Source organism: uncultured Methylibium sp. (assembly GCF_902826655.1).
Classification (GTDB): Bacteria; Pseudomonadota; Gammaproteobacteria; order Burkholderiales; family Burkholderiaceae_C; genus Methylibium.
Genome location: NZ_CADEFR010000005.1, coordinates 91,794 through 108,695, shown reverse-complemented (window position 1 = coordinate 108,695; position 16,902 = coordinate 91,794). Strand labels below are relative to the sequence as shown.

Sequence of the window (16,902 nt, the reverse complement as noted above, 5' to 3'; positions counted from 1 at the left end):
GCCGCCATGAATGAAGACTTCCAGCGCCTGCTGAAGCAGGCCGATGCGCTGCTGGCGCGCATCGACGCGATGCTGCCCGGCCCCGGTGCGTGCCCGGTGCGGGCGCCCGACTGGGCGGCGTCGACGGCCTTCCGCTATCGCCGCCGCAGCGGCTCGCTGCTCGGCGGCGGCTGGCTGGAGCCGGTGCGTCACGTGGCGACGATCCGCCTGGGTGACCTGAAGGAGGTCGAGCCGCAGAAGGAACGCCTGCTGCGCAACGCCGAGCAGTTCGTCGCCGGGCGCCCCGCCAACAACGTGCTGCTGACCGGCGCGCGCGGAACCGGCAAGTCCTCGCTGGTGAAGGCCTGTCTGAACGAGTTCGCGTCGCGCGGTCTGCGGCTCATCGAGGTCGACAAGGCCGACCTGGTCGACCTGCACGACTTGGTCGACCTGGTGGCCGAGCGGCCCGAGCGCTTCCTGGTGTTCTGCGACGACCTCAGCTTCGACGAGGGCGAGGCCGGCTACAAGGCCTTGAAGTCGGTGCTCGACGGTTCGGTGGCGCAGACCAGCGACAACGTCCTGATCGTCGCGACCTCGAACCGCCGCCACCTGCTGCCCGAGTACATGAAGGAGAACCTCAGCTACCGGCACACCGAGGACGGCGAAGTGCATCCCGGCGAGGTGGTCGAGGAGAAGATCTCGCTGTCCGAGCGCTTCGGCCTGTGGATCAGCTTCTATCCGTTCAGCCAGGAGGAGTACCTGGCGATCGTGGCCCAGTGGCTGCGCGCCTTCGGGGTCGGCGAGTCGGCCATCGCCGCCGCCCGCCCCGAGGCGCTGGTGTGGGCACTGGAACGCGGCTCGCGCTCGGGCCGCGTGGCCTGGCAGTTCGCGCGCGACTATGCGGGGCGGCATGGCGGCTGATCCGGTGACCGAGCGCCGTCCTGTGGACGTGGCGGTGGGCGTGCTCTTCGATGCCGACGATCGCTTCCTGCTCACGTCGCGGCCGCACGGCAAGGTCTACGCCGGCTACTGGGAGTTCCCGGGCGGCAAGCTCGAGGCCGGCGAGACGGTGGAGGCTGCGCTCCGGCGCGAACTCCACGAGGAGCTCGGCATCTTCATCGCGTCGGCCGAACCGTGGAAGGTCGAGCTGGTCGACTATCCGCATGCCCGGGTCCGCTTGCACTTCTGCAAGGTGCGCACCTGGGATGGCGAACTGCAGATGCGCGAGGCGCAAGCGGCACGCTGGCAGACGCTGCCCGTCGAGGTGCGACCGGTGCTGCCGGGCACCTTGCCGGTCCTGCGCTGGCTCGCCGAGGAGCGCGGCCACGTGGGTGCGACGCACGCCGCCTGAGCGGCGTCGGCGTCATTGCGGCGCGTCGGTGTCCTCGGGTCCGGCCGGCGGCGCGGCCGCGACGCGGTAGCTTTCACTGGCCCACGCGCCGAAGTCGCCGCCCTTGCAGCGCTCGCTGCAGAAGGGCCGCCACGGGTTGGCGGGCGAGAACTCGGTGTCGCGCCCGCAGCCCGGGCAGCGCACGCTGCGCTTGCGCGGATCGGTGCCCGGCCCCGGACTCATGCGCACAAGGTCAGCTCGAAGCTGGCGTCCTCGCCGCTCGGGCGCAGCCGGCCCTCGCCGTCCTGGCGCATCAGGCGGATGGACACCATCAGGCGGTGGCCGCTGATCTCCGGGACCAGGCCCTGCGTGTCGCCCAGCCGCACGCGCAACAGGCTGTAGCTGCGACCCGCCTGCAGGCTTTGCTGGTACTGGCCGGACGGCGCGACAACCATGTGCGGGCTGCCCGACTCGCGCAGCAGCGCCAGCAGCACCCGCAATGCATCGCCCAGTGGAAGCAGCGTGGCGACCCAGCGCTGCAGGTCGCTGCGCCTTCGCGTCACGCTCTCGTGCTGCCAGGCGTAGTACGCCGGCAGGTCGAACTCGCAGGTGCCGCCGGGGATGCTGATGCGGCTGCGGATGCCCATCAGCCACTCGTTCGTGGTCAGCGCCTGGCCGGCCTTGCCCGCCAGCTGGTTCAGGGCGCCGTAGGCTTCGTCGATGCGCGAGATGACCTGGTCGAGCGCCGCTTCCGAGATCGACGGGTTGCCGCGGTACTGGAACAGCTGGCCGCGGTGTCGCTCCAGGTCCTTCAGCAGGTCGCTCTTCAGGTCGGCGCGCGAGGCGACGTCCATGATCTCGAACAGCGTCGCGATCGCGAAGTGATGATCGACCGGCGCATCGCGCTCGGTCAGCACCTGCAGGCGCTCGAACAGGTGCTCGAGCCGCAGCATGGTGCGGATGCTCTCGTTGAAGGGGTACTCGTAGAGGATCAAGGGGCGGATCCGGGCGCGGGCGACCGGGCCGATTGTTCCACAGGGTCTTCGCGATCCCGCGGATGACCCGTCAGCGCGGTCCGGTCCAGCAGGCCCAGAGCTGCTCGACGTCGGCGCGCAGCGTCTCGATCGAGTCGCCGCGGTTGTCGATCACGGCGTCGGCCGCGGCCCGACGTGCCGCACGAGAGGCCTGCTGCGCGATGACCTGATCGATCGCGGCACGCGTCCATTGCGAGCGACGCAGCACGCGGGCGATCTGGACCTCGGCCGGCGCATCGATGACCAGGATGCGGTCGACGCGCGCGCGCCAGCGGCCCGATTCCACGAGCAGCGGCACGTCGAAGACGACACAGGGAGCCGCGCCGGTGGCCGCGGCCTGCTGCTCCGTGGCGGCACCGATCATCGGATGGAGGATGGCCTCGAGCTGGCGCTTGAGCTGCGGATCGGCGAAGGCGCGTTCACGCATCCAGTCGCGGTCCAGGGCGCCGGCCGCGGTGATGCTGTCGGGGCCGAAGTGCGCACGCAAGGCGTCGATGGCCGCACCGCCCGCGACGGTCAGCGACCGCGAGATGGCATCGGTGTCGATCAGCCGGGCCCCGAGGGCCTGCAGCATCGCGGCCACGGTGCTCTTGCCGCTGCCGATGCCCCCGGTCAGTCCGACACGCAGGACCGCAGCGGCCATCGTCGGCTCCGCGCTCAGCTCCAGCCGAACCAGGCGTGGACGCGCTCGGGACCGGCGAACAGCACGACGAGGCCGGCGCCCGCGAGGAAGGGGCCGAAAGGCACGTAGCGGCCTTCTCGCAGGGCGCCGCTCAGCTTCATCGCGATGCCGACCACGGCACCGATGACCGACGCGCCAAGCACGATCGGCAGCAGCATCTGCCAGCCCAGCCAGGCGCCGAGCGCGGCGAGCAGCTTGAAGTCACCCGCTCCCATGCCTTCCTTGCCGGTCGTCAGCTTGAACAGCCAGTAGACCGACCACAGCGCCAGATAGCCGAAGACGGCACCCCAGACCGCCGTCGCGAGCGGCAGGGTCCAGCCGAGCGCAGCGGCGATGAGTCCGGCCCAGAGCAGCGGCAGGGTCAGGCTGTCTGGCAGCAGGGTGGTGTCCCAGTCGATGCCGGTCAGCGCGACCAGCAGCGCGACGAACAGGCACCACGCCAGCACGCCGATCTGCGAACCGAAGCGCCACGCGATCAGGGCGAACAGCAGGCCGGTCGCCAGTTCGACGATGGGATAGCGGGCCGAGATCGGCGTCCTGCAGGCCGAGCAGCGGCCTCGCAGCACCAGCCAGCTGAGCAGCGGGATGTTCTCGAACCAGCGGATGCGATGTCCGCATTGCGGGCAGCGCGAGGCCGGACGCGAGAGGGACAGCTCGGGCAGGTCCGGCGCAGGAACTCCCAGCAACTCGGCTCCTTCGAGCTTCCAGGCCCGCTCCATCATCTGCGGCAGACGATGGATCACGACGTTGAGGAAGCTGCCGATGCACAGGCCGAGCAGCCCCAGGGCCCAGGGCGACAGCAGGGCGCCCTGCAGGTCAGAGAGCATGCCGCGCCGGGCGAGGCTTCAGACCACCTGGCCGAGCTTGAAGATCGGCAGGTACATCGACACGACGATGCCGCCGATGATGGTTCCCAGCACGACGATGATGATCGGCTCGAGCAGGCTCGACAGGCCCTTCACGGCTTCATCCACTTCGGCTTCGTAGAACTCGGCGGCCTTGCTCAGCATGTGGTCGAGCGCACCGGACTCTTCGCCGATCGCTGCCATCTGCAGCACCATGATCGGGAAGATGCCGGTGGCCTGCATCGACGTCGTCAGGGCCGTGCCCGTGGACACGTCCTTCTGGATCTGCTCGGTCGCCTCGGCGAAGACCGCATTGCCCGATGCGCCACCGACGGAGTCGAGCGCCTCGACCAGGGGAACGCCTGCGGCGAACATGGTGGCGAGGGTGCGCGTCCAGCGTGCCACGGCCGACTTGTAGACGAGGTCGCCGAAGACCGGCACCTTGAGCAGCAGCCGGTCCATCGTCTTCTGCATCTTCTCGGACCGTCTCCACGACTGGAAGAAGAAATACGTCCCGCCACCGATGATGCCGAAAATCAGCCACCAGTACTGGACGAAGACCTCCGACATTGCCATCACGAACAGCGTCGGCGCCGGCAGATCTGCGCCGAAGGACGTGAACACTTCCTTGAAGGCCGGGATCACGAAGATCATGATGACGGCGACCACCACGAAGGCGACCACCAGCACCGCGACCGGATAGATCAGGGCTGACTTGATCTTGCGCTTGATCTCGAGCGTCTTCTCCTGGTAGGTCGCCAGGCGCTCGAGCAGCGTCTCCAGGATGCCGGCCGCTTCGCCAGCCTCGACCAGGTTGCAGTAGAGGGCGTCGAAGTAGAGCGGATGCTTGCGGAAGGCCGACGACAGGCTGGTGCCGGTCTCGATGTCGGAACGGATGTCGGTCAGCAGCTTGGTGACGCGCGGGTTCGTGCTGCCGCGGGCCACGATGTCGAAGGACTGCAGCAAGGGCACGCCAGCCCGCATCATGGTCGCGATCTGACGCGTGAAGATCGCGATGTCCTTCTGCTGGATCGACTTGCCGCCGCTCATGCGGCGCTTCTTGACCTTGTTGACGAGGATGCCTTGTCGACGCAGGCTGGCGCTGACGACCGCTTCGCCGCCCGCCCGCATCTCGCCCCGGACGACCTTGCCGTTCTTGTCCTTGCCTTCCCACTCGAAGACGAATTCCTTGACGTTGCGCGCCGTCGTCGCTGCTGCTGTGGCCATGGTGTGTCCGACTCTCCCTGACGACTGTTGCCTACTCGTTCGTGACCGAGATCACTTCTTCCAGCGTGGTGGCCCCCGCCCTGACCTTGATCAGACCCGACTGCCGCAGGTCGCGAACGCCTTCGCGCTGAGCCTGATGCGCGATGTCGACCGCATTGCCCTGTGAAAGGATGATGCGCTGGATCTCCTCGGTGATCGGCATCACCTGGTAGATGCCGACGCGACCCTTGTAGCCATTGCTGCAACTCGAGCAGCCGACGGCGCGGTAAGGCTTCCAGCTGCCATCGAGATCGATCTCGGTGTACCCGGCCTTCAGCAGAGCTTCCCGAGGGTAATCGGCCGGTGTCTTGCAGTTCTCGCACAGGCGTCGCGCCAGACGCTGTGCCGTGATGAGTATCACGCTCGATGCGATATTGAAGGGCGCGACGCCCATGTTCATCAAGCGGGTCAGCGTTGTCGGCGCGTCGTTGGTGTGCAGCGTGCTCATCACCATGTGCCCGGTCTGGGCAGCCTTGATGGCGATGTCGGCCGTGTCGAGGTCGCGGATCTCGCCGACCATGATCACGTCGGGATCCTGCCGCAGGAAAGCCTTGAGCGCGACCGAGAAATTCAAGCCGGCCTTGTCGTTGACGTTGACTTGGTTGACGCCGGGCAGGTTGATTTCCGCCGGGTCCTCGACCGTCGAGATGTTGACGCCGGGCTGATTGAGGATGTTCAGGCAGGTGTACAGGGACACTGTCTTGCCGGAGCCGGTCGGGCCGGTGACGAGCACCATGCCGTACGGGCGCTTGATCGCTTCGAGCAGGCGATCCTTCTCGGCCTTCTCGTAGCCAAGCGCCTCGATGCCGAGCTTGGCGCTGGACGGATCGAGGATACGGATGACGATCTTCTCGCCGAAGAGGGTGGGCAGCGTGCTGACACGGAAGTCGATCGCCTTGTTGCCGAACTTGAGCTTCATGCGGCCGTCTTGGGGCACGCGCTTTTCGGCGATGTCCAGGCGCGAGATGACCTTGATCCGAGACGCGAGCTTGTCCTTGATGGCGATGGGCGGTTGCGTGATTTCGCGCAACTCGCCGTCGACGCGGAAGCGGACCCGATAGTTGTACTCGAATGGTTCGAAGTGCAGGTCCGATGCGCGGGCGTTGATCGCATCGATCAGCATCTTCTGCAGGAAGCGGACGACCGGTGCGTCTTCGACGTCGGTGGTGACGTCCTGCGTCTCGGCCGCGGCGGTGTCTTCTTCGGTGACGTCGAACTCGAAGTCGCCGGCGACCAGGGATTCGAGTGCTTCGGTCGCCGTCGAACTGGCCGCATCGACCAGCCGCATCAGCTTGTCGTGCTCGACGATGACCCACTCGGGGGTCAGCTGCGTGGCGAACTTGATGCGTTCGGCGGCTTCCTGGTCGGTTGGGTCGGCGCCCGCGATGAACAGGCGGTTCCCGCGCTTGCCGAGCACCAGGACCTGGTACTGCGTCGCCAGCTTGCCGTCGATCACGTTGCGCGGCAGGCGCTGCGGGTCCACCGCTGCGAGGTCGAGCAAGGGGATGGCGAGCACGTTGGACAACGTGTGCGCCAGATCGGACGGATTGACGGCGCCCGCGCTCAACACCGCGGAGACAAAGCTGCGCTTCTGTTCCTTGGAACTACGGACGAGATCCTCGGCCGCCTTGACGCTCAGCTTCCCAGCGTGCACGAGCACGCGTGCGACGCCGGACAGCGAACTCTGCGGGGCATCGGCAAGGGTATCCACGGGGCGTTCGGCGAGGGCGAGCTACGACCAGTTCATGATCGCCGATTCATACAGCGATGTAAACGATCGCTGACTGGCCCGGAAACCCCTCGCCACACTCTGCCGTGCAGACGCCACACAACTTTCTGACGCTAAGGCGGAGGGGCTGAAATCTGGTCGGGGTGAGAGGATTCGAACCTCCGGCCTCTACGTCCCGAACGTAGCGCTCTACCAGGCTAAGCTACACCCCGATTTGGTCGATCGTGTGCCGCCGTTGGCGGCACAGCGCTCATGAAGAACGCTCTGTCGATTGAGCACACAAGTGTAGCAGAGCTTCGCGGTAAGGCGACGCCGGCAGGGCCGACAGCGCATCGCGCGCCTGGTCGACTTCCGATCTAGCCGCTTCGCGTGTCGCCTCGAGCGCTCCAGTGCGCCGCACGATGTCGATGATCTCGGGCAGCCTCTGGACTTCGCCTTGCACGATGGCGTGCCGTACGAGGTCCCGCTCGGCGGCAGAGCCACGTGCCATCGCAACCAGCAGCGGCAATGTGGGCTTCCCCTCTCGCAAGTCATCACCGACGTTCTTGCCCATCGAAACTGTCGCGCCCTCGTAGTCCAGCAGGTCGTCGATCAGCTGGAAGGCGGTTCCGAGTGCGCGACCGTAGTTGGCGCAGGCCATCTCGACCGAAGCAGGCGCGTCGGCAAGCAAGGCGCCCAGACGCGCACTGGCCTCGAAGAGCTTGGCAGTCTTGAAGCGGATGACCCGAAGATAGTCGTCAACCGCGAGGTCGGGGTCGTGCATGTTCATCAGCTGCAGGACCTCGCCCTCGGCGATCACGTTGGTAGCGTCTGCGAGCACTTCCAGGATGGCCATGCGATTGACCGAGACCATCATCTGGAACGCACGCGAGTACAGGAAGTCGCCGACGAGGACACTGGCCGCATTGCCGAAGCGGGCGTTGGCCGTGTCCCGGCCGCGGCGTAGCGCGGACTCGTCGACGACGTCGTCGTGCAGCAAGGTGGCGGTGTGGATGAACTCGACCGTTGCAGCCAGTTCGAAGCGTTCGGGCCCGCGGAATCCAAGGGCCTGCGCGAACAGCAGCACGAGCATCGGCCGGATGCGCTTGCCGCCGGCTCCGATGATGTAGTTCGCAATCTGGTCGATCAGAGCGACGTCCGAAGCCAGGCGACGCCTGATCACCGCGTCGACCTCCGCCATGTCCGCGGCGATGGGGTCCAGGGGCGAGGCGGGCGGCAGGTTGGCCTTCGGCAGGGCAGTCACGCTGAGCGGAGTCGGTTGGTCGCTCGGCGGTTCGCGAGCGCGCAAATTATAGGAACCGGCGTCCAGTCCGGCCGCGGCCCCCGGACGGCATGCCCTGCCCCAGGGTGCTCAGCAGCTCCCGCCGTGCTACAATTTCGGGCTCCGCCAAAAGGCGGTCCTTCGGGCGTGGCCATTTGCAGCTGCGCCGTGTTCCGTGAGGAAGGCTGATATGTACGCGCTCATAAAAACCGGTGGCAAGCAGTACAAGGTTGCTGCCGGCGAAAAGATCAAGGTAGAACAGATTGCTGCGGACGTCGGCCAAGAGATCGTGATTGACCAGGTGCTCGCCGTCGGTAGCGGCGCGGACCTCAAGGTCGGCACGCCCTTGGTTGCCGGTGCAAAGGTCGTCGCCACCGTCGTGGCCCACGGCCGCCACGACAAGGTGCGTATCTTCAAGATGCGCCGCCGCAAGCACTATCAGAAGCACCAGGGCCACCGCCAGAACTTCACCGAGCTGCAGATCAGCGCGGTGAACGGCTGACCCGCTGCGATCAAGGAGCTAGAACATGGCACAGAAAAAGGGCGGTGGATCGACCCGCAACGGCCGCGACTCGCAGCCGAAGATGCTCGGCGTCAAGGTGTTTGGTGGCCAGGTCGTGTCGGCCGGTTCCATCATCGTGCGCCAGCGTGGCACCCAGTTCCACCCGGGCGTGAACGTCGGCGTCGGCAAGGACCACACCTTGTTCGCCTTGGTCGACGGGCAGGTGAGCTACGCGACCAAGGGGTCGTTGAGCCGCCGGACTGTCAGCGTCACGCCGGCCTGACCGGCCTGCGCGTCGCGACGAAGCCCCGGCTTGCCGGGGCTTTTTCGTTGCGGAGCGTCCGCTAACATCAAGCAGGAAGCACCATGAAGTTCGTCGACGAAGCCTACATCGACGTGATCGCCGGCAACGGCGGCAACGGATGCGTGAGCTTTCGGCGCGAGAAGTTCATTCCCTTCGGCGGGCCGAACGGCGGAGACGGCGGTCGCGGCGGCCACGTGTGGGTCGCGGCGGATCGCAACCTCAACACGCTCGTTGACTTCCGGTTCTCGCGGCGCCACGAGGCTCGCCACGGCGAGCATGGCCGGGGTTCCGACCAGTTCGGCGCTGCAGCCGAGGACATCGTTCTGAGGATGCCGGTCGGCACCATCATTCGCGATGCCGAGACCGGTGCGCCGGTGGCCGAACTGCTGGAGCCCGGTGAGCGCATCCTGCTCGCCAAGGGCGGCGATGGCGGTTTCGGCAACCTGCACTACAAGACCAGTACCAACCGCGCACCTCGCCAGAAGACGCCAGGCTGGCCGGGCGAACAGAAGAAGCTCAAGCTGGAGCTCCGCATCCTTGCCGACGTTGGCCTGCTGGGCATGCCCAACGCGGGCAAGTCGACGCTGATCACGGCGATCTCCAACGCTCGGCCGAAGATCGCCGACTATCCGTTCACGACCCTGCATCCGAATCTGGGTGTGGTTCGGGTCGGCCCCGAGCAGAGCTTCGTCGTGGCCGACGTACCAGGCCTGATCGAGGGTGCTGCCGAGGGGGCGGGGCTGGGTCATCAGTTCCTCCGGCACCTGCAGCGCACCCGCCTCCTGCTGCACCTGGTCGACCTGGCGCCGTTCGACGGTGTCGATCCCGTCGAGCAGGCCCGCGCCATCGTCGCCGAGCTGAAGAAGTACGACCCTGCACTGCACGACAAGCCGCGCTGGCTCGTGCTCAACAAGCTCGACGTGGTGCCCGTCGACGAGCGCGCTGCGCGGGTCAAGGACTTCGTCAAGCGTTTCAAGTGGAAGGGGCCGGTGTTCGAGATCTCGGCACTGACGCGCGAAGGCTGCGAAGCGCTGGTGCAGGCGATCTATCGTCACGTGGCGACCTACCAGACGCATCACGTCGAGCCCGACGTGCGCTTCGCCGAGACGCCGGAAGAAGAGCCGGCCTTCGCCCCGCAGGCGGACGATCCTCGTTTCCGCTGAGGTCGCGCATGTCCGAAGTACTGCGCGGTGCCAGGCGCATCGTCGTCAAGGTCGGCTCCAGCCTCGTGACCAACGAGGGCCGCGGCGTCGATGCGGAGGCCATCGGCAACTGGTGCCGGCAGCTGGCGGCGCTGGCCGGTCAGGGCCGCGAGGTGCTGATGGTGTCGAGCGGCGCCATCGTCGAAGGCATGAAGCGGCTCGGGTGGCGCGCGCGCCCCAAGGAGATCCACGAGCTCCAGGCCGCCGCGGCGGTGGGGCAGATGGGCCTGGCGCAGATGTACGAGAGCAAGCTCTCCGAGCATGGCATCGGCAGCGCGCAGATCCTGCTGACGCACGCGGACCTGGCCGACCGCGAGCGCTATCTGAACGCCCGCACGACCCTGCTGACGCTGCTGTCGCTGAAGGTCATCCCGGTGATCAACGAGAACGACACCGTGGTCAACGACGAGATCAAGTTCGGCGACAACGACACGCTCGGCGCACTGGTCGCCAACCTCGTCGATGCCGACGCGCTCGTCATCCTGACCGATCAGCCCGGGCTCTACTCGGCCGATCCCCGCAAGGACGCCACGGCACAGTTCGTCCGCGAGGCGCGGGCCGGGGCGCCCGAACTCGAGCAGATGGCCGGTGGCGCCGGATCCAGCCTTGGCCGCGGCGGCATGATCACCAAGGTGCTGGCGGCCAAGCGCGCCGCCAGCAGCGGCAGTTCCACGGTGATTGCCTGGGGCCGCGAGCAGGATGTGCTGTTGCGCCTGGTCGCTGGCGAGGACATCGGCACCTTGCTCGTCGCCGGCACCGCCAAGCTGGCGGCGCGCAAGCAGTGGATGGCCGACCACCTGCAGCTCCGTGGCGCGGTGGTGATCGACGATGGCGCCGTCGCCAAGCTGCGCGACGAGGGCAAGAGCCTGCTGCCGATCGGCGTGGTCGACGTGCAGGGGGACTTCGTGCGCGGCGATGTCATCGCCGTTCGCAGCCAGACCGGCGTCGAGGTCGCGCGCGGCCTGGCCAACTACGCCAGCGGCGAGGCACGCCTCATCGTGCGCAAGCCCTCGTCCCAGATCGAGAGTCTGCTCGGCTACAGCAACGAGCCCGAGATGATCCATCGCACGAACCTCGTGCTGAGCTGAGCTCCGACCGTCTTGACCGCGACATCCCCCACCATCGAAGTCCGCGCGCACCGTCTCGACACGCGGGCCGTCCTCGCGCTGGTCCTGTGCTGCGCCTTGTGGGGCCTGAACCAGGTGGCCATCAAGGCCGTGCTGCCCGAGGTGCCGGCATTGATCCAGCTCGCGATCCGCAGCGTCGTCGCCCTGGGGCTGGTGCTGGCCTGGATGCGCTGGCGGGGCATCGCATGGAACTGGCGCGACGGCACGCTCGCCCCCGGGCTCCTGGCCGGCCTGCTGTTCGCGGTCGAGTTCGGCTGCATCTTCGTCGGTCTGCAGTACACGACGGCCGCGCGCTCGGTGGTCTTCATCAACACCTCGCCCTTCGTCGTAGCACTGATGCTGGCCTGGCTGGTGCCTGCCGAGCGACTGCGGCCGTTGCAGACCTTCGGCCTGGTACTCGCCTTCGCCGGCGTGGCGTATGCCTTTGCCGAGCCGGCCCCGCAGGCCGGCACATGGCCCTGGCTCGGCGACACGCTCATCATCGTCGCCGCGGTGCTGTGGGGCCTGACCACGGTCGTCATTCGCTTCAGCGCCCTGCGTCACGCACCGGCCGAGAAAACGCTCGCCTACCAGCTGCTGGTGGCCGGCCTGTTGTCGCCGCTGGCGGCCTGGGCGGCTGGCAGCCCGTGGCCGTCGACGTGGAGCCCGCTCGCGATCGGCTCGGTCTTCTATCAGGCGGTGATCGTCACCTTCGCCAGCTACCTGATCTGGTTCTGGCTCCTGACCCGCTACCCGGCGACCCGCGTCCAGGCCTTCGTGTTCCTGACGCCGGTGTTCGGGACGGTGTTCGCCGGCTGGCTGCTCGGTGAACAGCTCGGGGGCGAACTGCTCAGTGCCCTGGTCGCCGTGGCGATCGGCCTGAGTCTGCTGAACCGCCGCTCGGCCTGATCGCTCAGGGCGCCGGGTTCGGCTCCGACGGCTCGTCGATCGGAGCGGTATCGGGCCCCTCGTCGTCGCGACGGTGCGAGCGCATCCCTGCGCGCAGGTAGCGGTTGTGGTGGCTGGCGCGGGGCAGGAAGCGCGCCAGTTCGGTCAAGGCCATCTGGTAGACGTCGCGCTTGAACTCGATCACGAACTCGAGCGGCACCCAGTACTCGTTCCAGCGCCAGGCATCGAACTCCGGATGGTCGCTGGCACGCAGGTTCATGTCGCAATCGCGTCCCATCAGCTGCAGCAGGAACCAGATCTGTTTCTGCCCGCGGTAGTGGCCGCGCGCCTCGCGGCGGATGTAGTGGTCGGGGACCTCGTAGCGCAACCAGTCCCGGGTGCGCGCGATGATGCGCACGTGCTCGGGATGCAAGCCGACTTCTTCGTGCAGCTCGCGGAACATCGCCTGCTCCGGCGTCTCGCCGTGCTTGATGCCGCCCTGCGGGAACTGCCAGGAGTGGGTCCGAATGCGCTTGCCCCAGAACACCTGGTTCCGCTGGTTGAGCAGAACGATGCCGACGTTGGGCCTGAAGCCTTCACGGTCGAGCATAATGAAACCCCGAATTCAGTCTTGAATTCATTATTGCACCGGGCCCCTGCGATGCAACCCCGCGCCTGCCCTAGGGCCGGGGGTCGTCCGGCAGCAAATCGTCCCGTTCCGCAGCAGTCCGCGCCGCCTTCGGCCCCGCCATGAAAGCCTCCCAGTTCTTCGTTTCGACCCTCAAGGAAGCGCCGGCCGATGCCGAGGTCGCGAGCCACAAGCTGATGCTGCGGGCCGGCCTGATCAAGCGCCTGGGCGCCGGCATCTACAACTACATGCCGATGGGCTTGCGCGTGATCCGCAAGGTCGAGGGCATCATCCGCGAGGAGATGAACCGCGCCGGCGCCGTCGAGCTGCTGATGCCCGTCGTGCAGCCGGCCGAGCTGTGGCAGGAGACCGGCCGCTTCGACAAGATGGGCCCGGAACTGCTGCGCGTGAAGGACCGGCACGAACGCGACTTCGTGATCCAGCCGACCAGCGAGGAGGTCGTCACCGACATCGCGCGGCAGGAGCTGCGCAGCTACCGTCAGCTGCCGCGAAATTTCTATCACATCCAGACCAAGTTCCGCGACGAGCGCCGGCCGCGCTTCGGCCTGATGCGCGGGCGCGAGTTCACGATGAAGGACGCCTACTCCTTCGACCGCGACAAGGACGCTGCCGCGCGCAGCTACGAAGCGATGTTCGCGGCCTACAAGCGGATCTTCGATCGCTTCGGCCTGCAGTACCGTGCGGTCTCTGCCGACACCGGTGCGATCGGCGGCGACCTCTCGCACGAGTTCCAGGTGATCGCCGAAACCGGCGAGGACGCGCTGGTCTACTGCCCGACCAGCGACTACGCCGCCAACATCGAGCTGGCCGAGTGCGTGCCGCTGCTGGCGAGCCGTGGCGCCGCGACCCAGCCGCTGACCAGGACGCCGACGCCCGGCAAGAGCACCTGCGCCGACGTGGCGGCGCTGCTCGGCCTGCCGCTCGAGCGCACCGTGAAGTCGCTGGTGCTGGCCTCCGACGACCGCAACGACAAGGGCGACATTGTCGGCACGACGGTCTGGCTGCTGCTGGTGCGCGGCGATCACGACCTCAACGAGGTCAAGACCGCCAAGCTGCCTGGCTTCAAGTCGGGCTTTCGCTTCGCGACCGTGGCCGAGATCGACGATCACTTCGGCACGCGGCCCGGCTACCTGGGGCCGATCGGCCTGAAGAAGCCGGTGAAGCTGATCGCCGAGCGCACGGTCGCGAACATGGCCGACTTCGTCTGCGGCGCCAACGAGGTCGACTTCCACTACACCGGCGTCAACTGGGGCCGCGACCTGCCCGAGCCGGATCTCGTGGCCGACATCCGCAATGCCGTCGCGGGCGACCCCTCGCCGGACGGCAAGGGCGTGCTCGCCATCCAGCGCGGCATCGAGGTCGGCCATGTCTTCTACCTCGGCACGAAGTACAGCGCTGCGATGAACGCGACCTACCTCGACGAGAACGGCAAGCCGCAGCTGATGGAGATGGGCTGCTACGGCATCGGCGTCACCCGCATCCTGGGCGCTGCGATCGAACAGAGCCACGACGCGCGCGGCATCGTGTGGCCGGCGGCGATCGCGCCCTTCGAGGCGGTCGTCTGCCCGATCGGCTACGACCGCTCGGCCGAGGTCAAGGCCGCGGCCGATGCCCTGCACGCGCAGTTGCTGGACGCGGGGATCGACGCGCTGCTCGACGATCGCGGCGAGCGCCCCGGCGCGATGTTCGCCGACTGGGAGCTGATCGGCGTGCCGCAGCGGGTCGTGATCTCCGATCGCGGTCTGAAGGACGGCCAGGTCGAGTTGCAGGGCCGGCAGGACGCCGAGGCCGGCAAGCTGCCGCTTTCCGACGTGGCGGCGCAGCTGCTCACGCGCCTGCGCGGCTGATGCAGCGGCGCGCGGCCCTGTGCGCGACGGTGGCGCTGGCCGCCGGCTTGCGCTCCTCGCCGGTCCGTGCCGGCGCGCAGGCCGAGGAGCCCCTGGCCGACGCGGTGCGCACGGCGCTGTCGGCCGCCGTGGCGCAGGGCGCGCCGCCGCGGCCCAGCTTCACGACGGTCGACGATCGGCTGGCCTACATCCGCTGGCTCACGTCGATGAGCGACCGGCTGAAGAAGCGCAAGACCGAGGACCTGCGCCGCGTCGAGTTCCTGGAGACGGTCTGGTACGAGAGCAAGCGCGCCGGTCTCGACGCAGGCCTGGTGCTGGGCGTGATCGAGGTCGAGAGCGGCTTCCGCAAGTTCGCCGTGTCGGTCGCCGGTGCGCGCGGCTACATGCAGGTGATGCCCTTCTGGATGCGCCTGATCGGCGACGGCGACCCGGCCCGGCTCTTCCACCTGCAGACCAACCTCCGCTTCGGCTGCGTGATCCTGCGCCACTACCTCGACCGCGAGCGCGGCGACCTCTTTCTCGCGCTGGGCCGCTACAACGGCAGCCGCGGCCGCCCCGAGTACCCGAACGCGGTGTTCGGTGCGCGGCGCAAGTGGGAGTTCAAGGACGCGGCGCCGCGCTGACCGGCGTCACAGCCCGGCCCAGGCCTTGGGCGCGGCCGCGTCGAAGCCGATCAGCGCCAGCACCCGCTCGACCGTGTCGTCGACCAGTTCGTCGATGCTGGCCGGCCGGTGGTAGAAGGCCGGCAGCGGCGGGAACACGATCCCGCCCATCTCGGTCACCGCGGTCATGTTGCGCAGGTGCGCGAGGTTGAAGGGCGTCTCCCGCACCAGCAGCACGAGACGGCGGCGTTCCTTCAGCGTCACGTCGGCGGCGCGAGTCAGCAGGTTGTCCGACAGGCCATGCGCGATCGCCGCCAGCGACTTCATCGAGCAGGGCGCCACCACCATGGCCGACGCGGCGAAGCTGCCGCTGGCGATGCAGGCGCCGATGTCACCCGGCGCATGGGCGTGATCGGCCAGCGCCTCGAGCGCCTGCCGGTCCAGCCCCAGCTCGTGATGCACATTGAGCACGCCGGCCGGGGTGACGACCACGTGCGTCTCGGCGCCCAGCGCACGCGCGCGCTTCAACAGCCGCGTTGCGTAGACGGCGCCGGTCGCCCCGGTGATGCCGACGACCAGCCGCGGCTTCATGCCGGCTCAGGCGTTGAGCAGCGCCTGCAGCTCTCCGGCCTGGTGCATCTCCATCATGATGTCCGAGCCGCCGACGAACTCGCCGTTCACGTAGAGCTGGGGGATCGTCGGCCAGTTGGCGTAATCCTTGATGCCCTGGCGCACCGCTTCGTCCTCGAGCACGTTGACCGTGGTCAGGTCGGTCACGCCGTTGGCCTTGAGGATCTGGATCGCCCGGCCCGAGAAGCCGCACATCGGAAACTGCGCGGTGCCCTTCATGAACAGCACGACCCGGTGATTCTTGACCAGCTGGGCGATGCGTTGCTGGACGTCGGTGGTGGTCTCGGACATGGTTCGGGCTCGCGGCAGGATGAAGAACAGCCGCGGTTATACGGCAAAGCCGGCCATCGACGGCCGGCCCGGCGCAAAGCCCCGCCGCTCAGAACGCGTAGGACACGCCGACCTGCAGCAACGGGCTCAGCTGCAGTTCGCGCAGCGTGTCGCTGAGGCTCTGCTGCCCCAATCGCACCGCTGAGCGCGGCTGCAATGCCATCAGGCCGAGGTCGGCACTGAAACTCCAGCCGCCGCCGGTGGCGCGCAGTGCGTTCAGGCCGGTGTAGCCCACGCCGACGTAGGGCACCGAGTTCGAGCCGGTGTCGTCCGCGGTGCCGGCCGGGCCCCAGAAGCTGAAGCTGCGGCGCTGGGCGCTGAAGCCGCTGCCCAGGTCGGCCGGGCTGGCCGGCAGCGCCGACCACGCGCTGGCCCGCGGTCCGATGAACAGGCCGCCGGTGGCGCGGAACCCGCCCGCGTAGCGACTGCGGGGTGCCAGGCCCTGCTGGACGAAGTAGTAGTCGCCCAGCAGGCTGAGGCTGTCGCGCGCAGCGCTGCCGGTCAGCGGGTCGGACAGGTTGCTGCTCAGGCTCAGGCGACCCTGCCAGCGTGGCCAGCCGGCGTCGCCACGCAGGCCGGCGCCGGCATCGGCCGACTGGGCGGGCGCCAGCGGCGCAAAGAGGAGGAGGGCGCTTGCCGCAAGGGCAAGCCGGGTCGGACGGAACAAGGCGCGGTGCTCAAGCATGGCAGGCTCCTCGGGCAGACCGGGGGCGCCA

20 protein-coding genes and 1 tRNA gene are annotated in these 16,902 nt (G+C 68.0%); 9 read left to right on the top strand and 12 right to left on the bottom strand.

Translation table 11 applies throughout. The features are described 5' to 3' along the window. Positions 1-6 precede the first annotated feature (6 nt). Both QZV97_RS04315 and QZV97_RS04310 read left to right on the top strand, forming a co-directional pair. A complete protein-coding gene (locus QZV97_RS04315) occupies positions 7-900 on the top strand; it encodes an ATP-binding protein (RefSeq protein ID WP_295638971.1) in 894 nt (297 codons plus the stop codon). Further along, positions 890-1,330: an NUDIX domain-containing protein gene (locus tag QZV97_RS04310; RefSeq protein ID WP_295638968.1), complete on the top strand. Its 441-nt coding sequence runs from the start codon at positions 890-892 to the stop codon at positions 1,328-1,330. The genes QZV97_RS04315 and QZV97_RS04310 overlap by 11 nt, the downstream gene beginning before the upstream one ends. 12 nt (positions 1,331-1,342) lie before the next feature. On the opposite strand, the gene QZV97_RS04305 is transcribed toward QZV97_RS04310, so the two are convergent. The 8 genes from QZV97_RS04305 to QZV97_RS04270 all read right to left on the bottom strand — a co-directional run bounded on the left by QZV97_RS04305 (position 1,343) and on the right by QZV97_RS04270 (position 8,045). Then, on the bottom strand, positions 1,343-1,552 hold the full coding sequence (locus QZV97_RS04305) for a DNA gyrase inhibitor YacG (RefSeq protein ID WP_295638965.1): 210 nt from the start codon (positions 1,550-1,552) through the stop codon (positions 1,343-1,345). After that, positions 1,549-2,304, bottom strand: coding sequence for a cell division protein ZapD (gene zapD, locus QZV97_RS04300; RefSeq protein WP_295638961.1), 756 nt, complete (start codon positions 2,302-2,304; stop codon positions 1,549-1,551). The genes QZV97_RS04305 and zapD overlap by 4 nt, the downstream gene beginning before the upstream one ends. 70 nt (positions 2,305-2,374) lie before the next feature. After that, entirely contained in the window at positions 2,375-2,986 is a 612-nt protein-coding gene (gene coaE / locus QZV97_RS04295; RefSeq protein WP_295638958.1) for a dephospho-CoA kinase, read from the bottom strand. Positions 2,987-3,000: 14 nt separating this feature from the next. Next, positions 3,001-3,852 (bottom strand): A24 family peptidase, encoded by an 852-nt coding sequence (locus tag QZV97_RS04290; RefSeq protein WP_295638955.1) that lies wholly within the window; start codon positions 3,850-3,852, stop codon positions 3,001-3,003. 18 nt (positions 3,853-3,870) lie between these two features. Next, positions 3,871-5,097, bottom strand: a complete 1,227-nt coding sequence (locus tag QZV97_RS04285) for a type II secretion system F family protein (RefSeq protein WP_295638952.1) — start codon at positions 5,095-5,097, stop codon at positions 3,871-3,873. A gap of 31 nt (positions 5,098-5,128) precedes the next feature. Further along, positions 5,129-6,847 carry a type IV-A pilus assembly ATPase PilB gene (gene pilB / locus QZV97_RS04280; protein WP_295638948.1) on the bottom strand — a complete coding sequence of 573 codons (1,719 nt, stop codon included), beginning with the start codon at positions 6,845-6,847 and terminating at the stop codon, positions 5,129-5,131. A gap of 153 nt (positions 6,848-7,000) precedes the next feature. Next, a tRNA-Pro gene (locus QZV97_RS04275) sits at positions 7,001-7,077 on the bottom strand. A 38-nt stretch (positions 7,078-7,115) separates the two neighbouring features. After that, positions 7,116-8,045 (bottom strand): polyprenyl synthetase family protein, encoded by a 930-nt coding sequence (locus tag QZV97_RS04270; RefSeq protein ID WP_295639053.1) that lies wholly within the window; start codon positions 8,043-8,045, stop codon positions 7,116-7,118. 271 nt (positions 8,046-8,316) lie between these two features. Here QZV97_RS04270 and rplU point away from each other — a divergent pair, with 271 nt between their 5' ends. From rplU to QZV97_RS04245, 5 genes are all read left to right on the top strand, one after another. Beyond that, on the top strand, positions 8,317-8,628 hold the full coding sequence (gene rplU / locus QZV97_RS04265) for a 50S ribosomal protein L21 (protein WP_295638945.1): 312 nt from the start codon (positions 8,317-8,319) through the stop codon (positions 8,626-8,628). 25 nt (positions 8,629-8,653) lie between these two features. Beyond that, positions 8,654-8,911: a 50S ribosomal protein L27 gene (rpmA, locus tag QZV97_RS04260; protein WP_295638942.1), complete on the top strand. Its 258-nt coding sequence runs from the start codon at positions 8,654-8,656 to the stop codon at positions 8,909-8,911. An 83-nt stretch (positions 8,912-8,994) separates the two neighbouring features. Continuing rightward, positions 8,995-10,095 (top strand): Obg family GTPase CgtA, encoded by a 1,101-nt coding sequence (cgtA, locus tag QZV97_RS04255; RefSeq protein ID WP_295638938.1) that lies wholly within the window; start codon positions 8,995-8,997, stop codon positions 10,093-10,095. An 8-nt stretch (positions 10,096-10,103) separates the two neighbouring features. Beyond that, entirely contained in the window at positions 10,104-11,222 is a 1,119-nt protein-coding gene (gene proB / locus QZV97_RS04250) for a glutamate 5-kinase (RefSeq protein WP_295638935.1), read from the top strand. A gap of 12 nt (positions 11,223-11,234) precedes the next feature. Next, a complete protein-coding gene (locus QZV97_RS04245) occupies positions 11,235-12,149 on the top strand; it encodes a DMT family transporter (RefSeq protein WP_295638932.1) in 915 nt (304 codons plus the stop codon). Between the two features lie 4 nt (positions 12,150-12,153). Here QZV97_RS04245 and QZV97_RS04240 read toward each other — a convergent pair whose 3' ends face one another. Continuing rightward, complete coding sequence (locus QZV97_RS04240; protein WP_295638928.1) at positions 12,154-12,738, bottom strand: RNA pyrophosphohydrolase; 585 nt, start codon at positions 12,736-12,738, stop codon at positions 12,154-12,156. A 140-nt stretch (positions 12,739-12,878) separates the two neighbouring features. On the opposite strand from QZV97_RS04240, the gene QZV97_RS04235 reads away from it, so the two are divergent. After that, positions 12,879-14,624, top strand: a complete 1,746-nt coding sequence (locus QZV97_RS04235) for a proline--tRNA ligase (protein WP_295638925.1) — start codon at positions 12,879-12,881, stop codon at positions 14,622-14,624. Then, positions 14,624-15,247 (top strand): lytic transglycosylase domain-containing protein, encoded by a 624-nt coding sequence (locus tag QZV97_RS04230; protein WP_295638922.1) that lies wholly within the window; start codon positions 14,624-14,626, stop codon positions 15,245-15,247. The genes QZV97_RS04235 and QZV97_RS04230 overlap by 1 nt, the downstream gene beginning before the upstream one ends. Before the next feature lie 6 nt (positions 15,248-15,253). On the opposite strand, the gene QZV97_RS04225 is transcribed toward QZV97_RS04230, so the two are convergent. The 3 genes from QZV97_RS04225 to QZV97_RS04215 form a co-directional block, all read right to left on the bottom strand. Then, positions 15,254-15,817, bottom strand: coding sequence for a UbiX family flavin prenyltransferase (locus tag QZV97_RS04225; RefSeq protein WP_295638919.1), 564 nt, complete (start codon positions 15,815-15,817; stop codon positions 15,254-15,256). A gap of 6 nt (positions 15,818-15,823) precedes the next feature. Then, positions 15,824-16,147, bottom strand: coding sequence for a Grx4 family monothiol glutaredoxin (gene grxD, locus QZV97_RS04220; protein WP_295638916.1), 324 nt, complete (start codon positions 16,145-16,147; stop codon positions 15,824-15,826). An 88-nt stretch (positions 16,148-16,235) separates the two neighbouring features. Next, positions 16,236-16,871 carry a hypothetical protein gene (locus tag QZV97_RS04215; RefSeq protein ID WP_295638913.1) on the bottom strand — a complete coding sequence of 212 codons (636 nt, stop codon included), beginning with the start codon at positions 16,869-16,871 and terminating at the stop codon, positions 16,236-16,238. Positions 16,872-16,902 lie beyond the last annotated feature (31 nt).

What these genes read in the sequence shown, in the direction of transcription:
- QZV97_RS04315 (WP_295638971.1), top strand. Translation starts at nt 7, where the DNA reads ATGAATGAAGACTTCCAGCGCCTGCTGAAGCAGGCCGATGCGCTGCTG.
- QZV97_RS04310 (WP_295638968.1), top strand. Translation starts at nt 890, where the DNA reads ATGGCGGCTGATCCGGTGACCGAGCGCCGTCCTGTGGACGTGGCGGTG.
- QZV97_RS04305 (WP_295638965.1), bottom strand. Translation starts at nt 1,552, where the DNA reads ATGAGTCCGGGGCCGGGCACCGATCCGCGCAAGCGCAGCGTGCGCTGC.
- coaE (WP_295638958.1), bottom strand. Translation starts at nt 2,986, where the DNA reads ATGGCCGCTGCGGTCCTGCGTGTCGGACTGACCGGGGGCATCGGCAGC.
- QZV97_RS04290 (WP_295638955.1), bottom strand. Translation starts at nt 3,852, where the DNA reads ATGCTCTCTGACCTGCAGGGCGCCCTGCTGTCGCCCTGGGCCCTGGGG.
- QZV97_RS04285 (WP_295638952.1), bottom strand. Translation starts at nt 5,097, where the DNA reads ATGGCCACAGCAGCAGCGACGACGGCGCGCAACGTCAAGGAATTCGTC.
- QZV97_RS04270 (WP_295639053.1), bottom strand. Translation starts at nt 8,045, where the DNA reads ATGGCGGAGGTCGACGCGGTGATCAGGCGTCGCCTGGCTTCGGACGTC.
- rplU (WP_295638945.1), top strand. Translation starts at nt 8,317, where the DNA reads ATGTACGCGCTCATAAAAACCGGTGGCAAGCAGTACAAGGTTGCTGCC.
- rpmA (WP_295638942.1), top strand. Translation starts at nt 8,654, where the DNA reads ATGGCACAGAAAAAGGGCGGTGGATCGACCCGCAACGGCCGCGACTCG.
- cgtA (WP_295638938.1), top strand. Translation starts at nt 8,995, where the DNA reads ATGAAGTTCGTCGACGAAGCCTACATCGACGTGATCGCCGGCAACGGC.
- proB (WP_295638935.1), top strand. Translation starts at nt 10,104, where the DNA reads ATGTCCGAAGTACTGCGCGGTGCCAGGCGCATCGTCGTCAAGGTCGGC.
- QZV97_RS04240 (WP_295638928.1), bottom strand. Translation starts at nt 12,738, where the DNA reads ATGCTCGACCGTGAAGGCTTCAGGCCCAACGTCGGCATCGTTCTGCTC.
- QZV97_RS04235 (WP_295638925.1), top strand. Translation starts at nt 12,879, where the DNA reads ATGAAAGCCTCCCAGTTCTTCGTTTCGACCCTCAAGGAAGCGCCGGCC.
- QZV97_RS04230 (WP_295638922.1), top strand. Translation starts at nt 14,624, where the DNA reads ATGCAGCGGCGCGCGGCCCTGTGCGCGACGGTGGCGCTGGCCGCCGGC.
- QZV97_RS04225 (WP_295638919.1), bottom strand. Translation starts at nt 15,817, where the DNA reads ATGAAGCCGCGGCTGGTCGTCGGCATCACCGGGGCGACCGGCGCCGTC.
- grxD (WP_295638916.1), bottom strand. Translation starts at nt 16,147, where the DNA reads ATGTCCGAGACCACCACCGACGTCCAGCAACGCATCGCCCAGCTGGTC.
- QZV97_RS04215 (WP_295638913.1), bottom strand. Translation starts at nt 16,871, where the DNA reads ATGCTTGAGCACCGCGCCTTGTTCCGTCCGACCCGGCTTGCCCTTGCG.